This is a genomic window from Devosia sp. 919, assembly GCF_013185965.1.
Classification (GTDB): domain Bacteria; phylum Pseudomonadota; class Alphaproteobacteria; order Rhizobiales; family Devosiaceae; genus Devosia.
In genome coordinates, this window is record NZ_JABAOL010000001.1 from 2,676,661 (window position 1) to 2,693,177 (window position 16,517).

The window sequence follows — 16,517 nt, forward strand, 5'->3', positions numbered from 1 at the left end:
AAATCCTAGCCCTGGCGGCTCGGAACATGCACGACCAGGCCATCAAGGGCATCGCGTACCTTGATCTGGCAGCTAAGCCGACTCGAGGGCTTCACGTCAAAGGCGAAGTCCAGCATGTCTTCTTCCATGGCCGAGGGCCCGCCGACAGTTTCTTCCCAGGCCGGGTCAACATAGACATGGCAGGTGGCGCAGGTGCAGGCGCCCCCGCATTCGGCCACAATCCCCGGCACGCCATTCATGATGGCCGCCTCCATCACCGTCGCGCCGTTCTGGGCTTCGGTTTCGATGCGTTCCCCGTCCTTCTGAACGAATGTGATCTTGGTCATGGCGATCCAGGCTGTTGTGTTTGGGCGTCGGAGTGAAGCAGGGTTTCGAGATAATGCTGGCGAATGCCGAACATGGCTTTGGTGTCGGCAATCTGGCGCAAGATCGTGTCGCGGTCGCGTCCCGCACGACCATCTTTTTCGGCCACGATCAAATTGTTCTTGGGCGTATGGGCATCCGAAACGAACTCGAAGACCTTGGTGCGATACCCGCTGAGCTCCAGCAGCAAGGCCCTGAGCGTATCGGTGACCATCTCGGCCTGCCGCTCGAGGAACGTGCCGTGACGCAGCAGCACGCCCAGCCGATCGTCGGCTTGACCGGCTTCCATTTCCCGCCGGATCTGCTTGTGGCAGCAAGGGGCCACCGCGATCAGCGCAGCGCCAGCCTTGATGCCCTTGTAGATTGCATCGTCGGTGGCGGTGTCGCAGGCATGCAGGGCGATCACGGCATCGGCGCCACCGGCGTCATAGTCCATGATCGTTCCGGGCACGAAGCTGAGGCCGGTAAAACCCGATTCCGCCGCGGTCGCATTGCCGTCTTCAACCAGCTTGGGCCGCATTTCAACGCCGACGATCTCGGCCGGACGCCCCTGCCCGGCAAGAAAGTCGTATAGCGCAAAATCGAGATAGCCCTTCCCCGCGCCCATATCGACGATGCGGGGTGCGTCGGCCTTGATCCCCTGAATCAGTGGAGCAAAGATCTCCACCATCTTGTTGATCTGCCTGAACTTGTCCTGCGCATCATTGCGCACGGTCCCGTCCTTGCCGGCAATCCCGAGCGCCTTGAGATAAGGCTTGTCGGTCTGGGTCAGCGGCCGGTTCTTGGCGCGGTTGTGCTCGGTTGGAGCCGCTTCCCGCCCCGCGACCTCGGTGCGCTTGAGACGCACCTTATCGCCAGTGCGCTCAAAGCTCATGTCGAACTCGGTGGTGGCGAGCTGGGCGCTGCGGAATTCGGCCTTAAGTCCCGCGCGCAGCGTTGCGAGTGCTTCGGGCTGGGTCTGGTTCTTGATGATGTCACGCGTTTTGTAGTGGAAGGTGAAGCTGAACTTCTCCACCCCTTTAGCAACGATCTTCTTGACCTCGACGGATTTGAGGTCAGGCTCGCCGCCCTGGTAGCCGCCCAATTTCAGCCGCAACAATGAACCGCTTATGAACGCGCTCTTAACGGCAGCCAGAAACTCTTCAATGCGCTCGGAAGTGGTCAATGCCGTTCCTTGGTAGTGAGGAAGCGGATCTTGGGCCAATCCTGCTTGGCGCGATCGGCCCACCAGGCGTTTTGGGCGAGGAACACCGGGGCTCCGGTGCGGTCTTCGGCCATGTTGACCTTCTGGGCGGCGATGAAACGCTTGAGCTCTTCAGGATCGTCGCTTTCAACCCAGCGCGCCACTTCATAGCCCAGCGATTCAAAGGTGATCGGCACGCCATATTCCTTGGCGACCCGGGCGGAAAGCACTTCGAGCTGCAGCTGGCCGACAACACCCACGATCCAGTCGGCGCCCACCATGCGGCGGAACACCTGTGTGACGCCTTCTTCGGCAAGGTCGGACAGCGCCTTGCTCATCTGCTTGGTCTTCATGTGATCGGTCAGGCGGACGCGGCGGATGATTTCGGGCGCGAAATTGGGAATGCCGGTGACGTTGATCGCGGCTCCTTCGGTGAGCGTATCCCCCACCGAAAGCGTGCCGTGATTGGGGATGCCGACGATATCGCCCGCCACCGCTTCTTCGGCCAGCTCGCGATTATTGCCGAAAAAGAACATCGGGTTGGAAACGGCCATATCCTTGCCCGAGCGCACATTCTTGAGGCGCATGCCGCGCTCGAACTTGCCCGAGCACAGGCGCACAAAGGCGATACGGTCGCGGTGGTTCGCGTCCATATTCGCCTGCACCTTGAACACAAAGCCGGTGACCTTTTTATCGGCCGGGGCGATGGGCGCGGGCAGAGCCGGCTGGGGCCGCGGCTCGGGGCCCCAGTCACCGAGCGTGCGCAGCAGTTCGGCAACGCTGACGCCCTTGAGGGCCGAGCCAAAAAGGACCGGGCTGAGGTGACCCTGGTGGAAGGTGTCGAGATCGAAGGCGGGCAACATGGCGCGCGCCATTTCGAGCGTTTCCAGCGCCGCCATGAACACAGGATTGTCGATCAGGGCATCGTTGTCGAGCAGGTCTTCGAGTTCGTCAAACTCGGCAATGGTCTTGCCCTGCGGGTTGACCACCCGCTTTTCGACCAAGTCGATATAGCCGCCGAAATCCACCCCCTGCCCGATCGGCCACAGCACTGGGGTCAGATCGAGCGCCAGCTTGCTCTGGATCTCATCGATAAGATCGAGCGGGCTTTGCCCTTCGCGGTCCACCTTGTTGATGAAGGTAATAATGGGAATATCGCGCAGGCGACACACTTCAAAGAGCTTGAGCGTCTGCGATTCGATACCTTTCGCCGCGTCGATCACCATGATCGCGGCATCCACCGCCGTCAGGGTGCGGTAGGTGTCTTCCGAAAAGTCGGAGTGGCCTGGCGTATCGAGCAGGTTGAGCGTCAGCCCGTCATATTCAAAGGTCATCACCGAGGAGGTGATGGAGATGCCGCGCTGCTGCTCCATTTCCATCCAGTCCGAACGGGTGGAGCGCTGCCCCGCCTTGCCGCGCACGGCACCGGCCTGCTGAATGGCACCGGCAGCCGCCAACAGGCGCTCGGTGAGCGTCGTCTTGCCGGCGTCAGGGTGCGAAATGATCGCAAAGGTCCGGCGCGTACGGTAAGCTTCGGTGGAGACGGCGCGCGGCGAAAGCTCGGGCGCCAGGGTCGGCATAGTCATCGGGGTGGGGCCTTGTCTTGGTGGCCATCAACCATGGGCGGCGATGCACCTGAAAGCGCATTAGATATCGGGCGCTCTATAGGCGTTGGCAAGGCAAGCCGTCAAATTCCTGCGTTGTGCACAGCGCAAAGCGGCCGGGAGGTCCTCGCAGGCCTCACCGGCAGCGGTGCGCGGCGCACTTGCTAATTTAAGTCGTCGGTCAGCATGCCGGCGATGAAGACGCTCACTTCTTCCACAGCCATGGCGAGGTCGGCAAAGCGCTCCGGCCCTACCACCGCAGCATCGGCCAGTTCCTCCTCGGCAGCCTGCGCCTGATCGGCAACCGTCCAGGCCCCTACCCCGCGCGCAGCGCCCTTCAGCGTGTGCAGGGCAATCCGCGTTTCCGCCCCATCTTCGGCCCGCTGCAGCCGAGCCATATAGCTCTTGATCGTGTCGTGGAACAGCCGCAGCACTTCTTGCTCCAGTCCCTCGTCACCCAGGCACTGGCGAGCCAGGTGCAAGCGATCGATCGGGCCCCCTTTGTTGGCCTCGCTAGGCGAGAACTGCTGGGGGAGCGATGCTGAGGGATTGGCCATGGTTTTCCACTTGAACAACTACGGCCAAGAACGCGACCGGTCGTCCAAGCCTAAGCGGCTGGCGTGAATACCCTATTAAATCGACGGCGCAGTTTGCGCGCATCGAGCGGTCCGTGTTACCCACTGCAAAAATTAACCTTTGGGTAAGAAACCGTTCGGTTTGAGTTAAATTGCATGTACTACTTAACGATGAACCAGCGCGCGGCGGCGATGGTAGAGGACCGATGCAGGGCCATTTGCATCGAATTGAACCAATTTGGCGACAAGCCCGGCAACGGCTTGGCGTTAGATCACCCTCTTAAAACCGCCCCCGCTGCCAGGCCGATGCGAGAGTTGTAAAGAGTATGGCGAAAAACCCGACCCCCCCAGCAAACGATCCTGCGGCCCTTGCGTTTTCAGCGGTGGAAGACGCGCTGAAGGACTCGGTGTTCAATCTCGACAGCTCCGGCGACAAGCCCGCCGAAAAGCGCAACGATCCTGCCAAGACAGAGCGCCTTTTGGCGGCCGACAAGATCGCGGCGCAGGCGGGACCGGTCGCCAATGACGATCGGTTCGGCACTTCCAAAATCCTTTACGGCCTGCAGACCCGCTCGTCAGCGACGCCAGTCTGGATGGCGGTGATCCTGTCGGTGCTGTGGCTGGGCGCCACCGGCGCGGCCGGCGCTATGCGCTATCGCGACCAGTTCGCCGATTTCGGCAGCTTTGTCGGCACCATCGATTTCATCTTCCTTGCCGCGCTGATGCTCTTGCCCGTGCTGGGCTTTTTTGCCGTCGCTACCTTGTTCCGTCGCGCGCAGGATCTGCGTAACGCGGCTTCCACCATCACCCAGGCCGCCATTCGCCTGGCTGAGCCCGAAGTCACCGCCGCCGACAAGGTTGCCTCGGTGGGCCAGGCCGTGCGCCGCGAGGTCAATGCGCTGGGTGACGGGCTGGAGCGCGCCCTGTCGCGCGCCGGCGAACTCGAAGTGATGATCCACAACGAGGTCACGGCACTCGAGCGCACCTATTCCGACAACGAGTCGCGCATGCGCGCGCTGATCGCCGAACTCGCCAGCCAGCGCGAAAGCGTTCTGACAAATACCGAGCGGGTGCGCGAAGCCATTACCGAAAGCCATACCGGGCTGGTCTTTGATCTCGATGCCATCTCGCAGCGCATCGCCGGCACCTTGGTGGAAAGCGGCGGCACTCTGACCCGCGCCCTTGAGACTGCCGGCAATACGCTCAACAGCAGCTTTGGCGAGCGCACCGAAAACTTCGTTGCCCTGGTCGACAACCGCACCACCGACTTCATCTCCGCGCTCGACAACAGCGCTGGCCGGGTGTCACAGAACTTTGACGAGCAAACCGCCGCCATGGCGCGCACGCTCGAGGCTCGCACTGGTGAGCTCGACTCCACCATCGAAACCCGCATGCGTGCGCTGACGGAGGCGCTCGATAGCCGCGTCGGCGACATTGCCAGTGCCATCGACGACCGCACCGCCCGGCTCGATGAGCGCAGCCGCGAACTGGCTGGCTCGTTTGAAGAACGCACCGGCAATCTGGCCGGCCTGATTGCTGACCGCAGTGCTACCCTGGCCGATACGCTTGAGCAGCGTAGCAACGCCCTGGCCGGCATCCTGGAAGACCGCACCAGTGTGCTCTCGGCCGTGCTGGAGCAGCGCGCCGGTGACCTGTCCGGAGCCCTGGGCGACCGCACCAGCGAAATCGCGACCCTGTTGTCGGAGGGCGGCAACAATCTTCTGGAACAGCTGCGCGAACGCGGCGACTCCGTCACCACCGCGCTCGACACCATCGGCAGCCGCATTGCCGAGGAGATCGCCAACCGGTCGCGCGAAGCCGAAGGCATTCTGAACTCGGCCAGCCGCCAGATCGACGAAACCGTTTCCATCCAGCTCAATGGCATCGAGAGCCGCCTGCAAACGGCGCTGATCGAGCTCAATGGCGCTTTGGAAGATTCCTCCGAACGCGCCCGTTTGACCCTTTCCACGGCCGGACAGGATTCGCTGGGCCAGTTCGATGCCCGCCTTGCCGAGGTCACCGGTGCGCTCGATAGCCGCCTGCACAGCCTTGACGATGTGATTGGCGACAAAGGCGAGCAGCTGCTGCGTCGCCTAGAAGCGCAAAGCAGCAGCTTTGCCGCGCGCGCCAATGTTCTGGAAATGGCGCTGAACGAAGAATCGGGTCGCTTCAACGCCGTGGTTGCCGAGCGCACCCGGGAATTGGGCGAAGTGCTGGGTTCGCGCACCCAGGCCATCACCGATAGCCTCACCACCACCTCGCGTGAGCTCGGTGAAAAGCTGGATGGCCATGCCGGCATCATCGCCGAAGCCATCGATGGTCGCACCCAACGTCTCGATGAAATCCTCACCGCCCGCAGCGGCGAAATCCGCGGCGCCTTTGAAAATCGCTTCACCGAAATCGATGAAGCGCTGGGCGCCCGCACCGGCGAACTCGACCAGGTGCTGAGCACCCGCGCCGGTGAGATCAACCGCGTCATGGGTGCCCATGCCGCCCGCGTCGAGCAGGTCCTGGGCAGCCGCGCCGGCGAAATCGACCAGACGCTGAGCGCCCGCACGGGGGAACTTGAGCAGGTGCTCACCGCCCGCGCCGATCAGATCGATCAGGTGCTCGGTGCACGCGCCAGCGAAATCACCACCGCCATAACCATCCACACCGATGAGCTCACTGCGACGCTTGATGGCCGTGGCAACGAGTTCAGCGAGGCCATCCGCCTGCGCTCGCAGGAACTGGGCGAAACCCTACTCACCGGCACCGAGGCTTTCGACCAGGCCATTGCCGGCCGCACCCAGCGCCTTGCCGATACGCTGCAGGACCGCACCGCGGCCCTTTCGACGCAGATCGAGGAAAGCGCTACGGGCCTCGCCGCATCCATCGACCAGCATACCGGCGCGCTTTCGGCCCGCTTCCATCAGCACACCAACCGCTTCGCCAACGAAGTGGATCAGCGCGCAGCTGGCCTCGCCGCCATGCTCGACGAACGTGCCACAGGCTTTACCGGCACGATCGAAAGCCAGACTGCCGATCTGACCGAAGCGCTCGACAGCCGCACCGGCGCATTTATCAATGCGCTCGATACGCGTGCTGCCGACCTCACTGGCGCGCTGGACAGCCGCCTGACGGATATCACCGGGTCGATGGACAGCCGCGTCGCCGATATCACCGGCGCCCTCGATACGCGCGTTACCGATTTGACGGGGGCACTCGACACCCGTTTGAGCGGCATCACCGGGGCTCTGGATCGCAGCGTTGCCGAACTGTCTGGTGCGTTCGACAGCCGCGTTGGCGGGATCACTGGCGCCCTGGACCAGGGCGTATCGCAGATCACGCAAGCGCTGGAAGGTCGTCTGGAAGGCATCAGCGGTGCGCTTGATCACGGCGTTTCCCAGCTCGGCGAGACCCTGGATAGCCGCCTCGGCGGCATTGCCGGCACACTCGACCAGGGCGTGTCGCAGATCAGCGAGGCCCTCGACAGCCGCCTTGGCGGTATTACTGGCACGCTTGATCAGGGCGTGTCGCAGCTTGCTGGAGCCCTCGACAGCCGCGTCGGAGGTATTGCGGTAACGCTCGACCAGGGTGTGTCGCGCCTCACCGGTGCGCTTGACAGCCGCCGCGCTGGGTTCACCGAAGCCCTGGATAGCCGCACGGCCGAGCTCACCGAAGTACTCGACACCCGCACCGCAGAACTGACCCAGGCGCTCGACAGCCGCAGCTCGGGCCTCACCGGCGCGCTTGATGCCCGCCTCTCGGAGCTGACCGGGGCCCTTGACGGCCGCGTCAGCGACTTTACCGAGGCCCTTGATGGCCGCGCCTATAGCCTCAACGCAGCACTTGGCGCGCGCACCGAAGAGCTCGCTTCCGCGCTCGACGAGCGCACGGCGAACCTTTCGGGCCAGATCGCTGCCGGCACGGAAAAGCTCAGCACCGAGCTCACCACGCAGGCTGCGGCACTCACCGGTGCGCTCGATGCGCGCACCAATGAGCTGGCCAGCACGATCGGCATGCGCACCCACCAGCTCAACGACGCCCTGGGTGCGCGCACCCAGGCGCTGTCCGACACGCTGGCGACGCACACCACCTCCATCGGTGAAACCATGGGCCTACGCACGGCCGAGCTGGCCGACACTATCGCCCAGCAGAGCGAAGAGGCCCGCACCCGCATCGATGCGTCGCTGCGCGAAGTCACCGACACCATGGCCGAACGCGTCAATGGCATGTCGGACGTGATCGCCAGCAAGGTTGCCGAGGTGAACACCCATCTGGGCGTTGGGCTCGACAGCGCCGTGGCCAAGATCTCGGATGCCGAAAATGGCGTTGCCGCCCGTCTCGACGCGGTCAGCGCCACTGTGGGCGAAAGCGCGCGCAAGGCTGCCGATCTCATCGAGACCGGCGTAAACATGGCGCGTCGCGCCATCACCGACATGGTTGACCAGCGCTTGGGCACCCTGCCCGAGGCCATCACCGCCCGCGCCGATATCACCGCTGAGCGCCTGGCTGCGCTCAACGCCTCGATCAACACCTCGATCACCCAGTCCATGGCGGATCTGGAAGCCGGCGCTGATCGCATCGAGGAAACCATTTCGACGCGCATCATCGCGGCAACCCACAATATTGCCGAGGATATCAGCGCCACCGCCAATAGCATGGACGCAGCCGTTCGCGCGGCGATGAACCAGATTCGCTCGGCTGCGGCTGGCATCGACGAGGTCGTTTCGGTCAAGGCCGTTGGTGCGGTCGATGCGATCGGCAATCAGATCGCCGATCTCAACCGCTCGGTGGAGGAGCAGACCAATGCCTTTGCGGCGCTGGTGACCGAGCGCTCCGACCAGTTGCAGGGCGCCCTGCTCAGCCATGGCAATGTGCTGCGCGACGCCTTGGCCGACAATGCCCGCGAAGCCGAAACCATCATGTCGGCCTCGACCTCGCGCATCCTGTCCGATGTCACCGCGGCACTGGGCAAGCTCAACGACTCCAACCTGCTGCTGCAGCGGGTGCTCGATGCCTCGACCGCCAATCTGGCGAGCCTCGAGAGCAGCGTTGCCCAGCAGACCGCGACCTATTCGGCCACTGTTCGCGAAGCGATCGGCCAGACCGAAGAAGCCGGCCAGATGGTCAGCCAACATGTTGGTGCGCTGCAGAACACCATCCGCACCATGGTGGACGAGTTCTCATCCATGCTCGGCAAGCTGGACGCGGAAGCGGCCAATATGGACCGTGCCTCCTCGGCCCTTGCAACCACGGGCGACTTCGCGGTGGAAACGCTGGAAGAACGCCGCAACGCCATGGACGCTCTGGCGGCCAGCTTCACCTCGCGTGCCGACGACATCGACAACCGCATGCGCATGTTCGCGCAGTCGATTGCCGAAACGGTCAACGACACCGAACGCCGCCTGATCGGTGCGCGTCGGGCCATGGACGAGGCCCTGGGTGAAACCACCCATACCGTCGCCGATACGCTGGCCAGCACCACTTCGGCGGTGACCGAAGCGCTCAGCCAGACTTCGGCCCAGGTTGCCGAGGTGATCCAGGCCAATACCAGCAGCGTCAATGATGCGATCTACGCGACCAATGAGCGCCTGAACTCGACGCTCAATGCCAGCACCGAACGCTTCGCGGCGACGCTGAATTCAAGTGCCGCCCAGGTCGATGGCGCCCTTTCCCGCGCCAGCGACGCGGCCACCGGTGCGCTCAACGAAACCACGAGCACCATCCGCTCGGCCCTTTCCGAACAAACCGCACAGGTCAGTTCGGCGCTGGAAGAAAATGCCAACCGCGTGGCCGACATCCTGACTTCGGCCGCCGGCAGCGTCACCGATGTGCTCAGCGCCACCACCAGCACGCTGGCAGAAACCATCAGTGATAGCGCCGTTTCGGTGCGCAATGCGGTTTCGAGCAATACCGGAGTGCTGCGCCAGGCAATCGACCAGAGCACGGGCACGTTCCGCGAGGCTCTGGAGCAAACCAGCGGCGATGTGGCATCGCGCCTGGGTGACTTCCGCAGCACCGCGGAAACCGAAAGCGGGCGCGCCAGCGCCGCGCTCCAGGACGCCCAACAGCAGATGATCGGCGAAATGCAGCGAGCTCTGGAAGAAGCAACGCGCCGGTTCAACGACACCGCCCGCGCCATGCGCGACACCGCCCGCGAAGTGGGCTCCGAGCTCGAAGCAACCCGTTCCGAGCTGGCCCGCGGCGTTGCCGAACTGCCCGAGGAAACCCGCGCCAGTGCAGCCGCCATGCGACGCGTGGTTGCCGAGCAGATCGAGGCTCTGAGCGAGCTCAACGCCATTGTGCGCGCGCAGCCGGCCACCCATGACCTGCACGACCGCCGTCCGGCCCAGCGCGCTAACCGCTATGAGGCACCGCGCGCCGAAGCCAGCTATCCGCAGCCGCGCGAAGCTGCGCCCGAGCCCGTGCGTCAGGCCCGGATGGAGCCCGCCCGTCCGGCCCAGCCAGAGCCACAGCGCCAGCCGGCACCCGAGCCGGTCCGCCAAACCCTGGTGGATCCGATCCGTGCGCCCGAGCCCGCTCGTCAGCCGCTGGTCGATCCGATCCGCGCCCCTGAGCCGGCTCGTCCGGCGGCAGTCCAGCCGGCCGCACCAGTCCAGCCAGCTGCGCCAGTCCAGCCAGCTGCACCGGTTCAGCCCGCAGCACCTGCGGAAGCTGAAGCAAGCCCGGCCGCGCAGGATACCGGTGGCTGGCTGCGTGATGTGCTGCGCAATGCATCGGCCAAGCAGGCCAGCACCCAGCAGCAAGCGCCGCAGCAGGGTCTTTCGGGGCTGACCGAGGATATCGCCCGCGCCATCGACGATGCCGCTCTGGGCGAAGCCTGGGCTCGCTACCAAGCCGGGGAATCCAACGTGTTCTCGCGCCGAATCTATACGCTGACCGGCCAGGGCACCTATGACGATGTCCGCAAGCGCGTGCAGCGCGACGCCGATTTCGCCCGTACGGCCCAAGCTTACATGGGTGAGTTCGAGCAGCTGCTGAAGCGTGCGGCTGCCGGTCCCCGTGCAGCTGCCGAAACGCGCGAATATCTGCTGTCCGATCGCGGCAAGGTCTACACCATGCTGGCCCATGCCAGCGGGCGCCTGAACTAGTCGGAACTGCAACAAACGAACAAAGGCCCCGGTGAAAACCGGGGCCTTTTTGTTGGGCGTGGCCACTGTGAATTCCCGTCAACGGCTGAGCCCAGACGCGGAACTCAAGCAGCCCCGGGTCGGTGCTCCCCGGCATTCCCCTCTGCTCACGAGGATGCGGCTGAAGCGACCAGGCAAGCTGACGGCAACATGTCTTGAGAAAACCAGCCCCTCCGCCGACGCGCGCCGAGGCTCAGGGCAGCACCGCATCCTTGGGTGGCCGCAGGCGCAACGACAGCAGCACGCAGCCGATGCCGAGCAGCGACAGCACTGAAATGGCGAAATATGAGGCGACGCCCACATGGGCGACAAGCCAGCCGAACCCCGCTAGGGTAATCACCAAGGTGGCCTGCTGCAGCATGGTCGCAAAGCCCTGGGCTTCGGCGGCAATGTCTTCGCCGGTCCAATTGGCGATGAAATGCACGACGCCGAAATAGCCGACGCCATAGGTTACGGCATGGAGCGTCTGGAGGCCGAACAACACCGCGACCGGCGGATCGAAGGCCATGGCAGTGAACCGGATCAGCGCGGCGATGCAGGCCGCCAGGATCATGCTGCGCGCCGTGACCCGGCCGCCAAAGCGCTGCCACAAGAACATCATCACCGCCTCGGCCAGCGCCGAAGTGGCGATCAGCGGCCCGATGTAATAATCGGGAACGCCGTGCTGATGCCAAAGCAGGGCCGCAAAGCTGCCCAGCACGCCATGCCCGGCATTGACGAGGGCAAAGGCGACGAGTGGTAGCACGAACCAGGGCTTGAGGGCAGCGCTCAGCTTGGCGGGCTCCGGGCTGAGCGCAGCCAGGGTCGGCACCGGCTCGGGGGCACGGAAGCGCGGCAGTTGCAGCGACACCAGTGCGCGCAACAGGGAGACGGCGAAAAACAGCGGCACAAAGGCCGCCGTGCCAAAGGCGGTGACGGCAAAACCGACTCCGGAAGCGGCAACGACATAGCCCACCGTGCCCCAGGCCCGGATGGTGCCGAAATCGCCGCCCGTGCGTTGCACCAGCCGCATCGTGGCCGCGTCGATCACCGGGGCGATGGAACCCGAGGACATGGCGCAGAAGGCCCAGACAAGGACGATGCTCCAGAACTCACTGACGAAAAACAGCCCTAGCGGAAAGGCACCGCCCAGCAGCGCCAGGATCACGATCACCGTGCGCCAATCCTTGGCCTTGTCGGCCAGTCGCCCGATGAAGAGATTGAGGATCAGCAGGCCCGCCACGGGCACGGCACCCACAATGCCGATCTGGTCGGCTTGAATGCCTTTTTCACTGAGCCAGATGGCCAGATACACGGAACTGACCGCCATGGGGGCGAAGACGGTCAAGTGAAACAAGGAAGCGCGCAGGCTGGGACTGTCCCAGCGCGCAGATACCGACGGCATGAAAGAAAAACTCCGGGCAAATCGCCCGGAAGCAAGTTTTGCTGGCTATGCCGTGGAGTTCAAGAGCAGATTCGCTGGAGCCGGGCTAAATTGTGCTGAAATGCAGCACGTTCCTCAGGATGCGCGCCGCAAGCGGAACTTGCGCGGCTCTGTGGCCGACATATCAGTCCACTTGATCAGCTCGAAGCCGCCCTCTGGCGTTTCGACGATGGCGGTGCAGCTTTCCACCCAGTCACCGGTATTGATGTAATGAATGCCGAGGCGGTCATGCATATCGGCGAAGTGGATGTGACCGCAGATCACCCCATCTACGCCCGATTGCTTGGCTTCGTAAACCAGGGCCTCCTCGAAGCGCCCGATTACGGAAACAGCGTTCTTGACCTTTTGCTTGGCCCAGGCCGATAGCGACCAATATTGCAGCCCGAGGCGCCGGCGCACCCAATTGATGGCGATATTGACGCGCAGGGCAGCGTTATAGGCCCAGTCGCCCACATGGGCGAGCCACTTGGCATTCATCACCACGACGTCGAACTGATCGCCATGGATGACGAGATAGGTTTTCCCCAGCGCACTGGTGTGAACCGTACGATCGACGAATTCGATTTCGCCGAAATAGGTGCCAAGATATTCGCGCAGGAATTCGTCGTGGTTGCCGGGCAGATAAACCACGCGTGTGCCAGCCGTCGCCTTGTCCAGCAGCACCTGCACCAAGACATTATATTCGCTGGGCCAGTGCCAGCCCTTGGCGAGCCGCCAGCCATCGATGATGTCGCCGACGAGGTAGATCGTCTCGGCGTCATGGGCGCGCAGGAACTCGATCAGCTGTCCCACCCGGATGGGCTTCATGCCCAGGTGGACATCCGAGATAAAGATCGCCCGGACCTGTCTGGTTTCGCGGCTTTCCGCCATGCGCTAACGACTCCTCTGCCCTATGGGGGAGGCGCACTTTAACCTCCAGCGTGCCCGGAGGAAAGCGCAAGCGCCGTCACGGAGCGATGCGAGCCTTGAGGCGAGCAATACGATTGTAGCTTTGCTCGATGCGCCGAGCAAAAGCGGGGTCTTTGTCGGCTTCTGACACGAGAATTTCGAGAACTTCGCGCCCCAGGCCCGGCCGATATTTGGCCGTGTTGGAAAGCAACAGCACGTCCATTCCGGCCCGCACCGCGCGGGTGACGGTGTCGGCGAGCCCGAAATGAGCGCGAATCGCTCCCATCTCCAGATCGTCGCTGATCACGACGCCATCAAAGCCCAAATCGCCCCGTAACACGCCTTCGATCCAGTCGGGCGAAAGGGAAGCTGGCAAGCGTGTGTCGCCGCCAGAATAAGCGGCATGATAGAGATGGCCCACCATGATCATGTCGGCATCGTCAGCCTCGATCAGGGTGCGATAGGGCTCCAGTTCGCTCGCGTCCCAGGTCTTGGTGATGTCGACAAAGCCCGCATGGCTGTCGCGGGTGGACGAGCCGTGGCCCGGGAAATGCTTGATCGCGGTCAACACGCCCGCGGCGCGATGGGCGGCGATAAAGGCCGCGTCATAGGCGGCCACGTCCTCGGCATCAGCGCCATAGGCGCGGCCGAACTTGGCGATGATCGGGTTCTTGGGATTGACCTCCATATCGGCCACAGGGCCGAAATTGAGCGTAAAACCCAGCTCGGCAATGGAGGCGGCCATGCGGGCGTAGATTGACTTGGCTTCGGCCGGGCTGTTGCGGGCCGCGACCGAGCGCGCCGAAGGCACCTCACGAAAGCCGACCTGTTTGGTGAGGCGCTCGACGGAGCCGCCTTCCTGGTCCAGCGTGATCAGCGGGGGCAGATCGGGAGCAGCGGCCCGGAACTGCCGGTTCATTTCGGTAACGGCGGCAAGGCTCTTCACATTGCTCTTGAGGAACATGACGCCACCGAGGTGGCCCGCGGCCAGCTCCTCGCGCAAGGCGACGACGGAAGCATCGTCGGCATCATTGCCCTGAAAGCCGACGACGATCATCTGTCCGGCCATGATTTCCAGCGTTGCCGCGGCCGCAGGAAGGCTCAGTGCGAGAGCAAACACCGCACTGGCGGCGAAACGAGGAAGAGCTTTGATCAAGGAATAGTCCGGAAGTTGAGGAAGCGAGCGGACCTAGACGGCCCAAAGCCGCCCAAACGATGGCCAAAGGCACAACGACAGGCCGCGGCGCCCAAATAGCGGCGGCGCCGGCGGAAACTGCGTCAAAGGGTCCGTTGCAGATAAAGGTGGGAGCGGGCGGAGAGCTGGCCCTCCGCTCCTACGGACTAGCTCGCGGGCCGGTTTTGCCGGTTGGCGATGAGGTCATCGACCACGGCGGGATCGGCCAGGGTCGAGGTGTCGCCCAGCGAGGCGAAGTCGTTCTCGGCGACCTTGCGCAGGATGCGCCGCATGATCTTGCCCGAACGTGTCTTGGGCAGGCCGGGGGCCCACTGGATGAGGTCAGGCGTTGCGATCGGGCCGATTTCCTTGCGCACCCAGCTGCGAAGTTCGGTGCGCAGCGCGTCGTCGCTGGTTTCCCCTTCCATCAGGGTCACATAGCAATAGATGCCCTGCCCCTTGAGATCATGCGGGTATCCCACAACAGCGGCTTCGGAAACCTTGGGATGGGCAACCAGCGCGCTTTCGATCTCGGCCGTCCCGAGGCGATGGCCGGATATGTTGAGCACATCGTCGACCCGGCCGGTGATCCAGTAATAGCCGTCCTCGTCGCGCCGACAGCCATCGCCGGTGAAGTAGTAGCCCTTATAGGTCTCGAAATAGGTCGAGACGAACCGGCTGTGATCGCCGTGAATGGTACGGGCCTGGCCGGGCCAGCTGTCCTTGATGGCCAGCACGCCCTGCCCCTTGGTTTCATCCTGCACGCGACCCTCTGGCGAGAGCACCACGGGCTGCACGCCAAAGAACGGCAGGGTGGCCGAACCCGGCTTGGCGGCGACTGCGCCGGGGAGCGGGGTGATCATGATGCCCCCGGTTTCGGTCTGCCACCAGGTGTCGATCACCGCGCAGCGCTCGCGGCCCACATGCTTGTGGTACCAGAGCCAGGCTTCGGGATTGATGGGCTCGCCCACCGAACCGATGAGGCGCAGCGAGGACAGATCGGCCTTATCAACCCATTCCACGCCCGCGCCCATCAGCGCGCGGATGGCGGTGGGAGCGGTATAGAAGATGTTGACCTTGTGCTTGTCGATCACCTCCCAGAAGCGGGCGGGATTGGGATAGCTCGGAATACCCTCGAACATCACCGTGGTCGCGCCATTGGCGAGCGGGCCATAGACGAGATAGCTGTGGCCGGTGACCCAACCGATATCGGCGGTGCACCAGTACACCTCGCCCGGCTGGTAGTCGAAGGCGTATTGATGCGTGATCGAAGCCCAGACGGCATAACCGCCCGTGGTGTGGAGCACACCCTTGGGCTTGCCGGTGGAGCCGGAGGTATAAAGGATAAACAGCGGATCCTCGGCGCCCATCGGCACGGGATCGTGGAAGGGCTCAACGCCGGCAGCCGCCTCGTGCCACCAGATATCGCGGCTGCCCTTCATGGTGACGGCCGCGCCGGTGTTGTGCACCACCAGCACCTTGTCGACGCCCGGCGCGTCCGCCAGGGCCTTGTCGACATTGGCCTTGAGCGGCACTGTCTTGCCGCCGCGGCGGCCTTCATCGGCGGTGATGACGATGCGGCTGTCGCAATCGTTGATGCGGCCGGCCAGGGCGTCGGGCGAAAAGCCGCCGAACACGACCGAATGGACGGCCCCGATGCGCGCGCAGGCCAGCATGGCATAGGCGGCCTGCGGAATCATGGGCAGGTAGATGGTGACGCGGTCGCCCTTCTTAACCCCGAGCGAAAGCAGCACATTGGCGCAGCGGCAAACCTTTTCGTGCAGCTTGCGATAGGTGATGTGTTCGGCTTCGGTGTTGGGATCATCGGGCTCCCAGATGATCGCGACCTGATCGCCACGTTCTTCCAGATGCCGGTCGATGCAGTTGGCGGCAAGGTTCAGCACCCCGTCTTCGAACCATTTGATCGAGACATCGGGGTAAGCAAAGCTCGTGTTCTTGATCTTGGTGGGGGCCTTGATCCAGGAGATGCGCCCGGCCTCGTCGGCCCAGAATCCATCGGGGTCGCTGACGGAGCGGGCATACATCTGCTCATACTGCTCCTTGGTCGCATGGGTATGAGCGGTTGCGGCTGCATCTGGCTGGAATACGAGCTCTTGGCTCACACTGGTTCTCCCCTTTTTTGCCTTGCGCTGTTGTACCGCCGGGGCTGC

At 63.7% G+C, this 16,517-nt stretch carries 9 protein-coding genes; 1 reads left to right on the top strand and 8 read right to left on the bottom strand.

Annotated elements, in window-relative coordinates; translation table 11 throughout:
• Window positions 1-5: 5 nt before the first annotated feature.
• The 4 genes from HRQ64_RS13055 to HRQ64_RS13070 form a co-directional block, all read right to left on the bottom strand.
• Window positions 6-326 carry a 2Fe-2S iron-sulfur cluster-binding protein gene (locus tag HRQ64_RS13055; protein WP_127753490.1) on the bottom strand — a complete coding sequence of 107 codons (321 nt, stop codon included), beginning with the start codon at window positions 324-326 and terminating at the stop codon, window positions 6-8.
• The gene (locus HRQ64_RS13060) at window positions 323-1,528 is read right to left on the bottom strand and encodes an SAM-dependent methyltransferase (RefSeq protein ID WP_172123606.1); all 1,206 of its coding nucleotides are present in this window, start codon (window positions 1,526-1,528) and stop codon (window positions 323-325) included. Before HRQ64_RS13060 ends, HRQ64_RS13055 begins: the two co-directional genes overlap by 4 nt.
• Entirely contained in the window at window positions 1,525-3,132 is a 1,608-nt protein-coding gene (locus tag HRQ64_RS13065) for a peptide chain release factor 3 (protein WP_349236707.1), read from the bottom strand. Before HRQ64_RS13065 ends, HRQ64_RS13060 begins: the two co-directional genes overlap by 4 nt.
• 182 nt (window positions 3,133-3,314) lie before the next feature.
• Window positions 3,315-3,707: an Hpt domain-containing protein gene (locus HRQ64_RS13070; protein WP_127753493.1), complete on the bottom strand. Its 393-nt coding sequence runs from the start codon at window positions 3,705-3,707 to the stop codon at window positions 3,315-3,317.
• 344 nt (window positions 3,708-4,051) lie between these two features.
• On the opposite strand from HRQ64_RS13070, the gene HRQ64_RS13075 reads away from it, so the two are divergent.
• Window positions 4,052-10,822 carry a hypothetical protein gene (locus HRQ64_RS13075; RefSeq protein ID WP_172123607.1) on the top strand — a complete coding sequence of 2,257 codons (6,771 nt, stop codon included), beginning with the start codon at window positions 4,052-4,054 and terminating at the stop codon, window positions 10,820-10,822.
• A gap of 232 nt (window positions 10,823-11,054) precedes the next feature.
• On the opposite strand, the gene HRQ64_RS13080 is transcribed toward HRQ64_RS13075, so the two are convergent.
• The 4 genes from HRQ64_RS13080 to acs form a co-directional block, all read right to left on the bottom strand.
• The gene (locus HRQ64_RS13080) at window positions 11,055-12,245 is read right to left on the bottom strand and encodes an MFS transporter (RefSeq protein WP_172123608.1); all 1,191 of its coding nucleotides are present in this window, start codon (window positions 12,243-12,245) and stop codon (window positions 11,055-11,057) included.
• A 114-nt stretch (window positions 12,246-12,359) separates the two neighbouring features.
• Window positions 12,360-13,154 carry a UDP-2,3-diacylglucosamine diphosphatase gene (locus tag HRQ64_RS13085; protein WP_127753496.1) on the bottom strand — a complete coding sequence of 265 codons (795 nt, stop codon included), beginning with the start codon at window positions 13,152-13,154 and terminating at the stop codon, window positions 12,360-12,362.
• Window positions 13,155-13,230: 76 nt separating this feature from the next.
• Entirely contained in the window at window positions 13,231-14,328 is a 1,098-nt protein-coding gene (locus HRQ64_RS13090) for a glycoside hydrolase family 3 N-terminal domain-containing protein (RefSeq protein ID WP_172123609.1), read from the bottom strand.
• 185 nt (window positions 14,329-14,513) lie between these two features.
• Entirely contained in the window at window positions 14,514-16,469 is a 1,956-nt protein-coding gene (gene acs, locus HRQ64_RS13095; protein WP_172123610.1) for an acetate--CoA ligase, read from the bottom strand.
• Window positions 16,470-16,517 lie beyond the last annotated feature (48 nt).